Below are 13,401 nucleotides of genomic sequence, written 5' to 3' on the forward strand. Positions count from 1 at the left end.
TCGTTCGCAGCTCGTACGGAGTAACGAACCGCTTGTCCGACAGTCACGCTCGAAACGTGAAGCGGCCCGCGCCAGGTCGCCCCGGTGCGGGCCGCTCACCACGCGGAAGTCGGGTCCTCAGATCCCCAGATCCTTGATGATCTTCGCCACGTGGCCCGTCGCCCGGACGTTGTACAGCGCCCGCTCGACCTTGCCCTCCTCGTCCACGATCACCGTGGAGCGGATGACGCCCATGTACGTCTTGCCGTAGTTCTTCTTCTCGCCGTAGGCGCCGTAGGCCTCGGTGACCGTCTTCTCCGGGTCGGCCAGGAGTGTGACCTTCAAGGACTCCTTCTCGCGGAACTTGGCCAGTTTCTCCGGCTTGTCCGGCGAGATGCCGATGACGTCGTAGCCCGCGCCCGCCAGGACGTCGAGGTTGTCCGTGAAGTCGCAGGCCTGCTTGGTGCATCCGGGTGTCAGGGCCGCGGGGTAGAAGTACACGATGACCTTGCGGCCCTTGTGGGACGACAGGGATACGCCGTTGCCGTCGGCGTCCGGCAGGGTGAAGTCGGGGGCCACGTCCCCGGGCTGGAGTCGCTCGCTCATCGGGCTAGCGTAACCGGGGGTCCTGACGGTGCAGGCGAGGGCGGAACTGACAGACTGTCCAGAACATGCGGCATCACGTACCAGCTGACTTCGGAGGCCCTACGGTGGCGGACACGTCGGACACCAGAACCCCGGCGCAGATCGAGGCGGACATCAAGAGCCGCCGCGCAGTGCTGGCCGAGACGCTCGACGAGATCGGGGTGCGGGTGCACCCGAAGACGATCGTGGGGGACGCCAAGGCCAAGGTCGTCTCCAACATCGATCACACGCTGGGGCGCGCGTACGTCGGGGTCAACAAGGTCGTGAGCGACGTCAAGGCCCAGTTCGTCGACGAGAAGGGCGCGCCCCGGCTGGAGCGGATCGTGCCGGTCGCGGCCGTCGCCGTCGGACTCGTGGGTCTGCTCGCTCTCGGCACCCGGCGGCGCCGGAAGTGAGCGGGGACAGGTAGGTTCAGGGTGTGAGCGCGAACAGAAACCAGCACAGCACCCCGCAGCACGACAAGCTGCCCATCCGGATGCTGCACGACCGGGTTCTCGTGCGGCAGGAGACGGGTGAGGGTGAGCGCCGGTCCGGCGGGGGCATCCTGATCCCCGCCACCGCGGCGGTCGGGCGCCGGCTGGCCTGGGCCGAGGTCGTCGCCGTCGGGCAGAACGTACGGACCGTGGAGCCCGGCGACCGGGTCCTGTTCGACCCGGAGGACCGGGCCGAGGTGGAGGTCCGGGGCGTGGCGTACGTGCTCATGCGCGAGCGCGATCTGCATGCCGTGGCCGCGGACCGGTTTGAGGGGTCCGAGGACACGACGGGCCTGTATCTGTAGCGCGGCCAACGCAGTGGCCGAAGGGGCTGGTGACCATCGTCACCAGCCCTTTTTGTCGTTGCTTTGCTAGTTTTGAGGGAGCCCGACGAGACGCGCCGTACCGGGATACGCAGGCAAAGACGACGCACCCCGACAGTGAGTCGCGCGTTTTCGGAGGTGCCGTCATGGCCTGGGTTCTGCTCGTCGTCGCCGGTCTGCTCGAGGTCGGCTGGTCGATCGGGATGAAGTACACGGACGGTTTCACGCGGCTGGTGCCCAGCGTGCTCACCGGCGCCGGGATCGCGGCCAGCATGCTGCTGCTGTCGTACGCCGCCAAGTCCCTTCCCATCGGTACCGCCTACGGCGTCTGGGTCGGGATCGGGGCGGCCGGTGCGGCGGTGCTCGGCATGGTGGTGCTGGGTGAGCCGGTCACCGCCGCCCGGATCTTCTTCGTCTGTCTGCTGCTGGTCGCCGTCGTGGGGCTGAAGGCGACCTCAGGGCACTGAGGCGTCGCTGAGGCGTCAGTGCTTGCGGGTCGTCTGCGGGCCGCCCGGGCCCACCGTCGTACCGCCGGTGTCGGTGCCGGTCGTGGTGCCGCCGTCCGTGGTGCCCCCGTCGGTGGTGCCGGTCGTGGTGCCGCCGTCCGTGGTGCCCCCGTTGGTCGTGCCGCCCGTGGTGGTCGTCCCGCCGTCGCCCGTGGTCCCGCCGTTCGTCGTGCCGCCGGTGGTGGTGCCGTCGGTGGTGCCGCCGGTGCTGGGCGACTGGCCGCCGGTCGTGCCGCCGTCGGTGGTGCCGCCCGTGGTGGGCGTCGGGCTGCCGGTCGTGCCGCCGTTGTCCTGGCCGCCCGTGCCCGGCTGCTGCGGCGGCTGGGTGGTGGCGGGCGGCGCGGTCTCCTCGGCGCCTGCCTGGAGCTGGAGGTCGAAGTCCGTCGCCGGCTTCCCCTTCAGGGCGTCCCGGGTGTACTGCGCCCAGATCTCGGCGGGCGGGCCGCCGCCGTTGACGCGGTCCAGCCCCATCGCGCCGTAGAGCGGCTTGTGGGCGGCCGTCACGGGGTCCTGGCCCATCACGGAGACGACGGTCGCGAGGTCGGGCGTGTAGCCGGCGAACAGGGCGGCCGTGTCCTCCTCCGCGGTGCCGGTCTTGCCGGCGGCGGGGCGGTCGGCGGCCTGGGCGGCGGTCGCGGTGCCGTTGTCGACGACGCTCTGCAGGATCGAGGTGGTGGTGTCGGCGGCCTCGCGGCTGACGGCCTGGCTGGTCTGCGCCTTGGGCAGGTCGACGACGTCCTTGCCGTCCTTGGTGATCGAGTCGATCATCGTGTACGTGGCGCGCTCACCGTGGTTGGCGAGCGTCGCGTACGCCTCGGCCATGTCCAGCACGCTGGCCCGGGAGACACCGAGCGCGATGGACGGGGTGGGGGTCAGCTCCGGGGTGTCGGAGGGGATGCCGAGGTCGATCGCGGTCTGCTTCACCTTCGCGGAGCCGACGTCCACGGCCATCTGCGCGTACACCGCGTTGACGGACTTGTCGGTGGCGGTGCGCACGGTGATGTCGCCGTAGGAGCGGTCGTCCTCGTTGGCGGGTGCGTAGCTGCCGCTCCAGCCCTGTACGGGGCGCTTGTTGGTGCCGTCGTAGTAGGTGTTGGGCGTGATGGTCTCGGCGTTCTGCGTCTCGGAGTGGTTCTGGACGGCCGAGGTGAACACGAACGGCTTGAAGGTGGAGCCCACTTGGAAGTCCTCGCGGGTCGCGCCGTTGGTGTACTGCTTGACGTAGTCGATGCCGCCGTACATCGCGACGAGCTTGCCGGTCTTCGGGTCGACGGAGGCGCCACCCGCGCGGACGTACTTGTCGACCTTGTTGTTCTTCTTGTCGAGCTTCGACATCACCTTGTCGTTCACCGCCTTCACGAAGGCGTCCTGCTTGCTCTTCTGCAGGGTGGTGGTGATGCGGTAGCCGCCGCTGTCGAGCTCGTCGGCGGTGACGATCTTGTTCGTGGTGAGGTAGTCCTTGACGGCGTTGACGATGTAGCCGCGCTGCCCGGACATGCCGGTGGAGGCGGTCTGCTGCTTCGGCATCGGGAACTTCAGGCCGGCCCGGGTGCTCTCGGTCAGCCAGCCCTTCTTGACCATGCCGTCCAGGACGTAGTTCCAGCGGGCCACCGCCGCGGCCTTGTTCTCGGGGTGTGCGACGACGTCGTACTCGCTGGGCGCGTTGACCAGCGCGGCGAGGTAGGCCGCGTGGGCCGCGTCGAGGCCGGTGGCGTCCTTGCCGTAGTAGGCCTGGGCGGCGGCCTGGATGCCGTACGCGTTGCGGCCGAAGTAGCTGGTGTTGAGGTAGCCCTGGAGGATCGTGTCCTTGGACTTCTCCCGGTCCAGCTTGATCGAGATGAAGAACTCCTTCACCTTGCGGGTGACGGTCTGTTCCTGGCCCAGGTAGTAGTTCTTGACGTACTGCTGGGTGATCGTCGAGCCGGACTGCTTGCCCTTGCCGGTGGCGGTGTTCCAGGCGGCGCGCACCATCGCCTTGGGGTCGATCGCGGACTCGGAGTAGAAGTCGCGGTCCTCGGCGGCCAGTACGGCGTGCTGGGCGGCCTTGGAGACCTGCGCGAGCGAGACGTTCTCCCGGTTGACGTCGCCGTCGCGGGCGATCTGTGAACCGTCCGCGTACAGGTAGACGTTGGCCTGCTTCATGGCGAGGGCGTTGGCCGGGGGGATCTTGACCAGGGAGTAGCCGAGGTAGAACAGGCCGATCAGCAACAGGACGCCGATGACGAAGGTGCCGAGCACCATGCGCCAGGTCGGGATCAGCCGCCGCCAGCCCGTCCTCTTCGGACGCTTCGGCTTGCCGTCCCCGGCCCCCGGGCCCGGTGCCTCGGCCGCCTGCGGCTCTCTCGGTGCCCAGCCCTGGGCAGGCTGCTGCGGCTGCGGCTCGTCGCTCATGTTGTGTACCGGACTCCTGTTTCGCGTCGTACGTTCCTGTACGCCCTCGTACGCCTTCTGCGCCCCCTCTTGAAGACTCTCGCACCATGCGTTCCGTTCCCGGATCGCGGCACGCGTCCGGTCCCATAAATGCATGGCGTGCGTCACTACCAGCGGACTAGGCTCCTGCGCTTCGGTGTCGAGAGGTCCGGGAGGTTGACTGACGTGGGCTCGGGACGGTTGTACGCGGCCGTCGCGGCGGGCGGTTTCAGACGGTACGCGACGTATCGGGCGGCCACGGCCGCAGGGGTGTTCACCAACACCGTCTTCGGACTCATCCTCGTCTACACGTATTTGGCGCTGTGGGACGAGAAGCCGCACCTCGGAGGGTACGACCAGGCGCAGGCCGTCACGTACGTGTGGCTCGGCCAGTGTCTGTACGCGACGCTCGCCATCCAGGGCGGCGGGTTCGAGAAGGACCTGATGGAGCGCATCCGCACCGGGGAGATCGCGGTCGACCTGTACCGGCCGGCCGACCTCCAACTGTGGTGGCTGGCGGGCGACTTGGGTCGCTCGGTGTTCCAGATGCTGGGGCGCGGCGTGATCCCGTTCACGTTCGGCGCGCTGTTCTTCCCGATGGCGCTGCCGCGTGACATCACCACCTGGGCGGCGTTCCTGGTGACCCTCGTACTGGCGATGCTCGTCAGCTTCGGCATCCGCTATCTGGCGGCCCTGAGCGTCTTCTGGCTGCTGGACGGCATGGGCGTCAACCAGGTCCTGATGATCACCGGCATCTTCTTCTCGGGCATGGTGCTGCCCCTCAACGCCTTCCCCGGCGCTCTCGGCGAGATCGTCCGGGCGCTGCCGTGGGCCGCGCAGCTCCAGATGCCGGCCGACGTGCTGATGGGCGAGACCGATCCGCTGCGGGCGTACGCCTTCCAGGCGGTGTGGGCGGTGGTGCTGCTGGGGGCGGGGCGGCTGATGCAGTCGGCGGCGACGCGGCGGGTGGTGGTGCAGGGTGGCTGAGGCGAACCGCGTGCGGGAGGGGCTGCGGGCCTACGGGCTGATCGCGGGGATGTGGATGCGGTCCTCCATGACGTACCGCACGTCCTTCCTGGTCACGGTGGTCGGCAACCTGCTGGTGACCTGCCTGGACTTCGTCGGCATCCTGCTGATGTTCTCGCAGGTCGACTCGCTCGGCGGCTGGACGCTGCCCGAGATCGCCTTCCTGTACGGCCTGTCGGTGACGTCGTTCGGCATCGCGGACCTGGTCCTCGGCTCGATGGACGTGCTGGGCGCCCGGATCCGCGACGGCTCCTTCGACACCCTGCTGGTGCGGCCCGCGCCGGTGCTCGCGCAGATCGGCGCGGACCACTTCGCGCTGCGCCGCCTGGGCCGGATCGTCCAGGGCACGCTGGTGCTGGGCTGGGCGCTGGCGTCGGTGGACGTCGACTGGAGTGCGGCGAAGGTGCTGCTGGTGCCGGTGATGCTGGTCAGCGGCGCGTTGATCTTCTGCGCGGTGTTCGTGGCGGGCGCGTCCTTCCAGATCCTCGCGCAGGACGCGTCGGAGGTGCAGAACGCCTTCACCTACGGCGGCACCACGCTGCTGCAGTACCCGCCGACGGTGTTCGGCAAGGACTTCGTGCGCGGGGTGACGTTCCTGCTGCCCCTCGCCTTCGTCAACTGGGTGCCGGCCTCCTATGTGCTGGGGCGGCCGTACCCGCTGGATCTGCCCTCGTGGGCGGCCTTCGCGCCGCCGCCGGTGGCGCTGTTGTGCTGTGCGCTGGCCGGCCTGGCATGGCGGGCGGGCCTCGGGTCGTATCGGAGTACGGGGAGTTGAGCATGACGGAGCAGGCGCTGATCGAACTCGACCGCGTCGAGAAGGTCTTCGACGTGCGCCGCAGGACCGGGTTCATGAAACGGGAGCGGCGCGAGGTGCGGGCCGTCGACTCGCTCTCCTTCACCGTCGCGCGCGGCGAGATGGTCGGCTACATCGGGCCGAACGGCGCCGGGAAGTCGACGACGATCAAGATGCTCACCGGCATCCTGACGCCGAGCGGAGGCCGGCTGCGGGTCGCGGGCATCGACCCCGCCCGCGAGCGCCTGCGGCTCGCGCACCGTATCGGGGTGGTGTTCGGGCAGCGTACGACGCTGTGGTGGGACCTGCCGCTGATCGACTCGTACAAGCTGATGCACCGCATGTACCGCATCCCGGACGCCCGTTACCGCGAGAACCTCGACCGCTGCGTCGAACTCCTCGAACTGGCCGACCTGCTGGACGTGCCGGTACGGCAGCTCTCGCTCGGCCAGCGGATGCGCGGGGACATCGCGGCGGCGCTGCTGCACGACCCGGAGGTGCTGTACCTCGACGAGCCGACGATCGGCCTGGACGTGATCTCGAAGGCCAAGGTGCGGGGATTCCTGCGGGAGTTGAACGCCGAGAGGGGCACGACCGTCCTGCTCACCACCCATGATCTCCAGGACATCGAGCAGCTGTGCTCGCGCGTGATGGTCATCGACCACGGGCGGCTGATGTACGACGGTCCGCTCGCCGGGCTGCACGAGGTGGGGGAGAGCGAGCGGACCCTGGTGGTGGACCTGGAACGGGAGCTGCCGCCGATCGACGCGGCACCCGCGCGAGTGGTGAGGGTGGAGGGGCCGCGGCAGTGGCTGGCGTTCCCGGCCGGGGAGTCGGCGGCCGCGCTGGTCGCCCGGATCGCAGCGGAGTACCCGCTGGCGGACCTCTCGGTGCGGGAACCGGACATCGAGGACGTGATCGCCAGGATGTACGCGGGCGCGGAACCGGGGCGGACGGAGAAAGCGGTCTCGTAGCCTCCGGCCGGGTGAACTCGTAGGCTGCTGTACATGACCGATGACGCCGCAGTCCCCGAGCTCCGGGCATCCGACGCCGACCGTGAACGAGTCGCCGAGGTCCTGCGGGACGCCCTCGCGGAGGGCCGTCTCGACATGGAGGAGTTCGAGGAGCGGCTGGAGGCCACCTACAAGGCGCGGACGTACGGCGAGCTGACGCCGATCACCCGCGACCTGCCGGTCGGCGGGGGCACGCCGCCCCATGTGTCGCTGGTCAAGGAGCCCGAGCCGAGCGGGAGTTGGGCGAGCCGGATCGTCGGCGGCGAGGGGTCCTCGTCGTGGGCGGTCGCCGTGCTCTCCGGGTTCGAGCGCAGGGGCCGCTGGACCGTGCCCAAGCACTTCACCTGCTTCACCTTCATGGGCGGCGGCGAGCTCGACCTGCGCGAGGCGAACTTCGCCGACCGCGAGGTCGAGATCAACTGCGTCGCGATCATGGGCGGGGTCAACATCATCGTGCCGCCCGGCGTCGAGGTCGTGGTGCGCGGCATCGGGATCATGGGCGGCTTCGACCACCGGGAGTCGGGCGTGCCGGGTGAGCCCGGGGCGCCGCGCGTGATCGTCAACGGCTTCGCCCTGATGGGCGGCGTCAGCGTCGAGCGCAAGCTGACCAGGGAGGAGCGGCGCCGGCTGAAGGAGGAGCGCCGCCAGGGGAAGCTGGACCGCAGGGCCTCCGAGCGTGAGCTCGAGGAGGACTACGGCGACGACAGGCACGACGCGCACCGCAGGATGCTGGAGGGCCACGGAGATCTGCTGCGCGACCGCCAGGAGAATCGCCGGGAGCGGCAGGAGGAGCGGCGTGAGCGGCACCGGGAACGCCGTCAGGAACGGCACCGGCGCCACTACGGCGACTACTGAACGGCCGCCGCCCTCCCTACAGTTCGGCCGGCGCCGAGCCCTTCAGGTCGTCCAGGTCGAAGACGTCCGCCATCTTCGCGTAGCCCTCGTCGCTCGGGTGGAGATGGTCGCCGGAGTCGTAGTCGGAGCGGAGCCTGCGCGGGTTGTACGGGTCGCGCAGCGCCTTGTCGAAGTCGACCACGGCGTCGTAGACCCGGCCCGAGCGGATCTCCGCGTTGACCCGCTGGCGTACCGCCTCGCGGGCCGGGGTGTAGCCCCGGTGTCCCTGGAAGGGCATCAGGGTCGCGCCGACGACCTTGATGCCGCGGGCGTGGGCCTCGCGGACCAGGGTGCGCAGACCGCCGAGGATCTTGTCCGGGTCGGCGAGCTGCGGGTTGCGCAGGATGTCGTTGACGCCGAGGTCTATGACGACGACCTTGACGTTCGTCCGGGCGAGCGCGTCACGGGAGAAGCGCAGCAGGCCGCTGGGGTTGTCGGCGGGGCGGCCAAGACCGTCGGCGAGGACCTGGTTGCCGCTGATGCCCTGGTTGACGACGCTGTAGCGCGGCAGGTCCTGGCCGGACCCGACCGCCGAGCGCAGCCGCTGCGAAAGGACGTCCGTCCAGCGGTGGTTGGCGCCCAGGCCGGACGTTATGCCGTCGGTGAGGGAGTCGCCGAAAGCGACGACGGTGCCGTCCGACTGGTTGCTCAGTACGTCCAGTGCGGTGAGGTAGCGCCAGAACGGCGTCTGCTCGGTGTACCCGGTGCCGGTCACGTCCTCGGTCCGGTCGCCGGCCGCGACGTAGGAGATCTGGCGGGCGTGCGGGTGGTAGGTGACCGGGCCGGACGAGCTGGGGGAGTAGGTGGTGACCAGCACGTCGCTGCCCTGCGGGACGACGATGCGGACCGCGTCGCTCAGCACCTGCCGGCCGGCCGGGATGACGACCGCGGGGCTGCCGCCGAAGGTCAGCCGCCGCATGGTGTCGGCGTTCGCCGCCGCGGTGTCGGAGGTGACGGCCACGGCGATCGAGGCGTGCGTGACGGTCAGCGGTGACTGGCCGTAGAGATTGGACAGCGTGATGCGGGCACTCGTACCTCCCACGCTCGCGTGCACGACGTTGCGTACCGAGCGTCCCGCCATGCCGCCGGTCTCGGTGCCGGGCTCGGCGCCCGCCGGGGACGCCGACCAGGAGCCGACCCAGGTGCCGGTGGAGGCGGGGGCGGCGGAGTTGTGCGGGGCGCGGCCCCCGGTGAGGGTGTTGCTGCTGTTGCTTCCGTCGTCAGCCGCTACACCGAGGTATATGGCAGCCGATAGGCCCACGATCACGGCGATGATCGCGGAAAGCAGGGCATAACCGTGACGCCTGGTCATGCGGTGCGGGTCTCCTCGGACGAGTGGGAGCCCGAGGCTCCGATGTGATCACCCCATGATGCGTCATGGGATGAGGGGTAGTTGAACCGGACCCCCCTTTGGGCCACCGGAGTTCATGGCGAACTTCCCCGTCCAGACAGACGCCGGGAACTCTCGTTTCGTTCCAGGAGTCGGTCAGGAAGGGACAATGTGTGCAGGGGATCACGAACGGGTGGAGTGGATGGAACGTACGAATCGTGAAGAAGCGGGTGAGCGTGCCGTAGCAGAGCATGCCCGCCCGGCCGTGGCGGGGGGCCGGAAGGCCCCCACCGCGGCCGCGCGCGCTATGACCACCTTCAGCGCCGCCGACCTGGAGAAGCAGCGCGGGGTGCGCCGGATGAAGCTCACCGCGACCGGGCTGCTGCTGTTCGTGGCACTGGTGTACGTCCTCGCCAAGTGGGCGGAGAACTCCGGCGCCGGCGCCTGGGCGGGCTATGTCGCGGCGGCCGCCGAGGCCGGCATGGTCGGCGCCCTCGCCGACTGGTTCGCGGTCACCGCCCTGTTCCGCCACCCCCTCGGCCTGCCCATCCCGCACACGGCGATCATCCCGACGAAGAAGGACCAGCTGGGCGTCTCCCTGGGCGAGTTCGTCGGCGAGAACTTCCTCTCGCAGGACGTGGTACGGCAGCGTCTGCGCGCCGTCGGCATCGGCAGCCGGCTCGGCACCTGGCTCGCGGAACCCGAGCACGCGGACCGGGTCACGGCGGAGCTGTCGGCGGCCCTGCGGGGCGCGCTGACCGTGCTGCGCGACTCGGACGTCCAGGCGGTGGTCGGCGAGGCGATCACCCGGCGCGCGGACGCCCAGGAGATCGCGCCCGGCATCGGGAAGATGCTGGAGAAGATCGTCGCCGACGGCGGCCACCGGCGGGTCGTCGACCTGGTCGTCACGCGGGCGCACGACTGGCTGGTCTGGCACGACACCGAGATCATGGACGCCGTCCAGGGCGGCGCCCCCGGCTGGACCCCCCGTTTCGTCGACAAGAAGGTCGGCGAGCGGGTCTACAAGGAGCTGCTGCGCTTCGTCACCGAGATGCGCGACATGCCCTCCCACCCGGCCCGTGGCGCCCTGGACCGCTTCCTCGGCGACTTCGCCTCCGACCTCCAGTCCGACACGGACACGCGGGCGCGGGTGGAGCGGCTGAAGGGCGAGGTGCTGGGCCGCGGTGAGGTGCAGGACCTGATCGCGTCCGCCTGGACCGCCGTACGATCCATGATCGTTTCCGCGGCCGAGGACGAGCGGAGCGAACTGCGGCTGCGCGTGCGGGCCTCGCTGCTGTCGCTGGGCGCGCGGATGGCCGTCGATCCCAAGCTCCAGAACAAGGTGGACCGCTGGGTGGAGGGTGCCGCGGTGTACGTCGTCACCACCTACCGCAAGGAGATCACCTCCCTCATCACGGACACCGTGGCGGGCTGGGACGCCGAGCACACGACGAGGAAGATCGAGGCGCACATCGGACGCGACCTGCAGTTCATCCGGATCAACGGCACGGTGGTCGGTTCGCTGGCGGGCCTGCTGATCTACACGGTGTCGCGGGCGCTGGGGGCGTAACCCGGTCTTCCCCGGGCACCCGATCGGGGTTCCGCTCGTAGGAGGAGGGAGCCCATGACAACAGCCGAGGCCGCGAGTGGCCGTACCATCACCACGAACATTCCCGCCCGCCTGGACCGCCTGCCGTGGTCGCGCTGGCACTGGACGATCGTCATCGGTCTCGGCACCGTGTGGATCCTCGACGGCCTCGAGGTCACGGTCGTCGGCAACATCGCCGGCCGCCTCTCGGAGCCCGGCAGCGGTCTGCCGATCAGCTCGGGCCAGATCACCGGCATCGCGGCCGCGCTGTACGTGGCCGGTGCCTGCGTGGGCGCCCTGTTCTGGGGCCGTCTGACCGACAAATGGGGCCGTAAAAGGCTCTTCATGATCACGCTGGCGGTCTATCTGGCCGCCACCGCGCTGACCGCGGTCTCCTTCTCCCCCTGGTGGTTCTTCACCTTCCGCTTCCTGACCGGGTTCGGCATCGGCGGTGAGTACGCGGCGATCAACTCGGCGATCGACGAGCTGATCCCCGCGAAGTACCGCGGCCGCGTCGACCTGATCATCAACGGCAGCTTCTGGCTGGGCGCGGTCGGCGGTTCGCTGCTCTCGATCGTGGCGCTGAACACCGGCATCTTCCCCAAGGACGTGGGCTGGCGGCTGACGTTCGCGCTGGGCGCCGTGCTCGCGGCGGTCATCCTCCTCGTACGACGGCACGTCCCGGAGAGCCCGCGGTGGCTGCTGATCCACGGCAGGGACCGGGAGGCCGAGGAGATCGTCACCTCGATCGAGGAACGGGTGGAGTCGGACAGGGGCGAGCGGCTGGCGCGGCCGGAGGGTGAGATCACCATCCACCAGCGGCGCAGCGTGAGCTTCATGGAGATCGCCCGCACGCTGTTCGCCGACTACCGCAAGCGCTCCGTCCTCGGCTTCTCCCTCTTCATCGGCCAGGCGTTCCTGTACAACGCGATCACCTTCGGCTTCGGCGCGATCCTGACCACGTTCTTCAAGGTCCCGACCGGCAACACCGGCTACTACTTCGCGGTCATCGCGGTCGGCAACTTCTGCGGCCCGCTGCTGCTGGGCAAGCTGTTCGACACGGTGGGCCGCCGGGTGATGATCTCGGGCACGTATCTGCTCTCCGGCCTTCTCCTCTTCGGCACGGCCTGGCTGTTCGACCGGGGCTCGCTGAACGCCACGACGATGACGGCCTGCTGGTGCGCGGTGCTGTTCTTCGCCTCGGCGGGCGCGTCCAGCGCCTACCTGACGGTCTCCGAGATCTTCCCCATGGAGACCCGGGCGATGTCCATCGCCTTCTTCTACGCCCTCGGCACGGCGGCCGGCGGCATCAGCGGCCCCCTGCTCTTCGCCGACCTCACCAGCACGGGCAAGGTCGCCGACACGGTCCTGGCCTTCGAGATCGGCGCGGGCCTGATGTGCGCGGCGGGCCTGGTGGCGGCGCTCCTCGCCGTGAAGGCGGAGCGCCGGTCCCTGGAGGACATCGCCAAGCCCCTTACGGCGGCGGCGAGTTCCCTCCGGGGGACGGGCGGCAGCCGAGAACCGGGGGCGAAACCGGCTACGGCGTAGTCCTCCGGAGTGGGGCAGCGGCTTGGGCTTGCGGTGCGTGTCGGTGTGCGGCACGCGCCGCTTGCTGATTTCAGAGGGGCCTGGCTTGCGGCGCGTTGAGCCTGCGGCTGCCTGGCGGGCTGTGCCCTCTGTACGTCCTCAGCCTGGGGGCTTGCGCCCCAACCCGCTCAGCCTGCGGGCATTCGTGCCGCCTAGGGCGGCACGGGTGGGCGCAGGCGGCGCCCCGCAAGCGCCGGGCTGTGCAGCCTGCCTGTGCAGTGCAGCAGACGGAGCCCAACCGGCGCGGCCCCGCACAACTCACGCCCGCCGGTCGGCAACCGCCCAAGAGGCGAGCGCCACAACCCCGGCCACCCCGAACACCGCAGGCCAGGCGCCCACCTTCTTCGCCAAAGGATGCGACGCCCCGAAGGCGGCCACGTACCCCGCGCTCAAAACCCCCGCAGCAACCCCGCCGGCCCGCTCCCGCCACTGCGAAGCCGCGGCGGCCCCGGCCACGGCCAGCACAGCCCCACCCAGCTCCCGCCTCCTGGTCCAGCGAGCGACGCCGTACCCACCGACAAGCCCACCCGCGGCCACCGCCGCACTGGGAATCCTGGCCATGCCTGCCTCCTACCGTTTTGACTGATCTGCCCTGAGGCTAACCCTCAGCCGCACGGAACCCCGAGGCAGGGCCAGGCTTCACGGCCGGGGGGCGCCGGTCAACCGCAGATGCTCGTCGATGAGCCCGAACGTCGCCGCATGACCGCGCGACGCTGCTGGACCTGCTGCGACGCCTGAACGGGACGCCGTAGGTGGCGTTAGGGCCATTTGCACGCGCCGCACCATCGCCCCGCCGGGTCTCATAAGTCCCTTGCTGCGCAAGCGTATACCTGCA

13 protein-coding genes and 1 riboswitch are annotated in these 13,401 nt (G+C 69.9%); of the genes, 9 read left to right on the forward strand and 4 right to left on the reverse strand.

What is annotated here, in order from left to right; translation table 11 throughout:
- Positions 1 to 117: 117 nt before the first annotated feature.
- Complete coding sequence (gene bcp / locus ACIBN2_RS14940) at positions 118 to 585, reverse strand: thioredoxin-dependent thiol peroxidase (RefSeq protein WP_399134759.1); 468 nt, start codon at positions 583 to 585, stop codon at positions 118 to 120.
- 104 nt (positions 586 to 689) lie between these two features.
- Between bcp and ACIBN2_RS14945 the strand changes: the two genes are divergently transcribed.
- The 3 genes from ACIBN2_RS14945 to ACIBN2_RS14955 all read left to right on the forward strand — a co-directional run bounded on the left by ACIBN2_RS14945 (position 690) and on the right by ACIBN2_RS14955 (position 1,887).
- Positions 690 to 1,019: a DUF3618 domain-containing protein gene (locus ACIBN2_RS14945; RefSeq protein ID WP_399134760.1), complete on the forward strand. Its 330-nt coding sequence runs from the start codon at positions 690 to 692 to the stop codon at positions 1,017 to 1,019.
- Between the two features lie 23 nt (positions 1,020 to 1,042).
- Complete coding sequence (locus tag ACIBN2_RS14950; RefSeq protein WP_399134761.1) at positions 1,043 to 1,402, forward strand: GroES family chaperonin; 360 nt, start codon at positions 1,043 to 1,045, stop codon at positions 1,400 to 1,402.
- 56 nt (positions 1,403 to 1,458) lie between these two features.
- Positions 1,459 to 1,531, forward strand: a riboswitch (guanidine-III (ykkC-III) riboswitch).
- Between the two features lie 35 nt (positions 1,532 to 1,566).
- Positions 1,567 to 1,887 carry a DMT family transporter gene (locus tag ACIBN2_RS14955; protein ID WP_399134762.1) on the forward strand — a complete coding sequence of 107 codons (321 nt, stop codon included), beginning with the start codon at positions 1,567 to 1,569 and terminating at the stop codon, positions 1,885 to 1,887.
- Between the two features lie 15 nt (positions 1,888 to 1,902).
- Here ACIBN2_RS14955 and ACIBN2_RS14960 read toward each other — a convergent pair whose 3' ends face one another.
- Complete coding sequence (locus tag ACIBN2_RS14960) at positions 1,903 to 4,317, reverse strand: transglycosylase domain-containing protein (RefSeq protein WP_399134763.1); 2,415 nt, start codon at positions 4,315 to 4,317, stop codon at positions 1,903 to 1,905.
- Between the two features lie 204 nt (positions 4,318 to 4,521).
- On the opposite strand from ACIBN2_RS14960, the gene ACIBN2_RS14965 reads away from it, so the two are divergent.
- The 4 genes from ACIBN2_RS14965 to ACIBN2_RS14980 are packed head-to-tail and all read left to right on the forward strand — an operon-like array spanning position 4,522 to position 8,022.
- Positions 4,522 to 5,322: an ABC transporter permease gene (locus ACIBN2_RS14965; RefSeq protein WP_399135244.1), complete on the forward strand. Its 801-nt coding sequence runs from the start codon at positions 4,522 to 4,524 to the stop codon at positions 5,320 to 5,322.
- Positions 5,323 to 5,371: 49 nt separating this feature from the next.
- Positions 5,372 to 6,136 carry an ABC transporter permease gene (locus ACIBN2_RS14970; protein ID WP_399135245.1) on the forward strand — a complete coding sequence of 255 codons (765 nt, stop codon included), beginning with the start codon at positions 5,372 to 5,374 and terminating at the stop codon, positions 6,134 to 6,136.
- A 2-nt stretch (positions 6,137 to 6,138) separates the two neighbouring features.
- Positions 6,139 to 7,128, forward strand: coding sequence for an ATP-binding cassette domain-containing protein (locus tag ACIBN2_RS14975; RefSeq protein ID WP_399134764.1), 990 nt, complete (start codon positions 6,139 to 6,141; stop codon positions 7,126 to 7,128).
- Positions 7,129 to 7,161: 33 nt separating this feature from the next.
- Positions 7,162 to 8,022: a DUF1707 domain-containing protein gene (locus tag ACIBN2_RS14980; protein WP_399134765.1), complete on the forward strand. Its 861-nt coding sequence runs from the start codon at positions 7,162 to 7,164 to the stop codon at positions 8,020 to 8,022.
- Between the two features lie 16 nt (positions 8,023 to 8,038).
- On the opposite strand, the gene ACIBN2_RS14985 is transcribed toward ACIBN2_RS14980, so the two are convergent.
- On the reverse strand, positions 8,039 to 9,373 hold the full coding sequence (locus tag ACIBN2_RS14985; RefSeq protein WP_399134766.1) for an SGNH/GDSL hydrolase family protein: 1,335 nt from the start codon (positions 9,371 to 9,373) through the stop codon (positions 8,039 to 8,041).
- A gap of 187 nt (positions 9,374 to 9,560) precedes the next feature.
- Here ACIBN2_RS14985 and ACIBN2_RS14990 point away from each other — a divergent pair, with 187 nt between their 5' ends.
- Both ACIBN2_RS14990 and ACIBN2_RS14995 read left to right on the forward strand, forming a co-directional pair.
- Positions 9,561 to 10,961, forward strand: a complete 1,401-nt coding sequence (locus ACIBN2_RS14990; protein WP_399134767.1) for a DUF445 domain-containing protein — start codon at positions 9,561 to 9,563, stop codon at positions 10,959 to 10,961.
- 54 nt (positions 10,962 to 11,015) lie between these two features.
- Positions 11,016 to 12,527, forward strand: coding sequence for an MFS transporter (locus tag ACIBN2_RS14995; protein WP_399134768.1), 1,512 nt, complete (start codon positions 11,016 to 11,018; stop codon positions 12,525 to 12,527).
- A 297-nt stretch (positions 12,528 to 12,824) separates the two neighbouring features.
- Here the strand turns inward: ACIBN2_RS14995 and ACIBN2_RS15000 are convergent, their stop codons facing one another.
- The gene (locus ACIBN2_RS15000; RefSeq protein WP_399134769.1) at positions 12,825 to 13,127 is read right to left on the reverse strand and encodes a hypothetical protein; all 303 of its coding nucleotides are present in this window, start codon (positions 13,125 to 13,127) and stop codon (positions 12,825 to 12,827) included.
- Positions 13,128 to 13,401: the final 274 nt, after the last annotated feature.

This window comes from Streptomyces sp. NPDC050534, from assembly GCF_044457745.1.
In the GTDB taxonomy this organism is placed as follows: domain Bacteria; phylum Actinomycetota; class Actinomycetes; order Streptomycetales; family Streptomycetaceae; genus Streptomyces.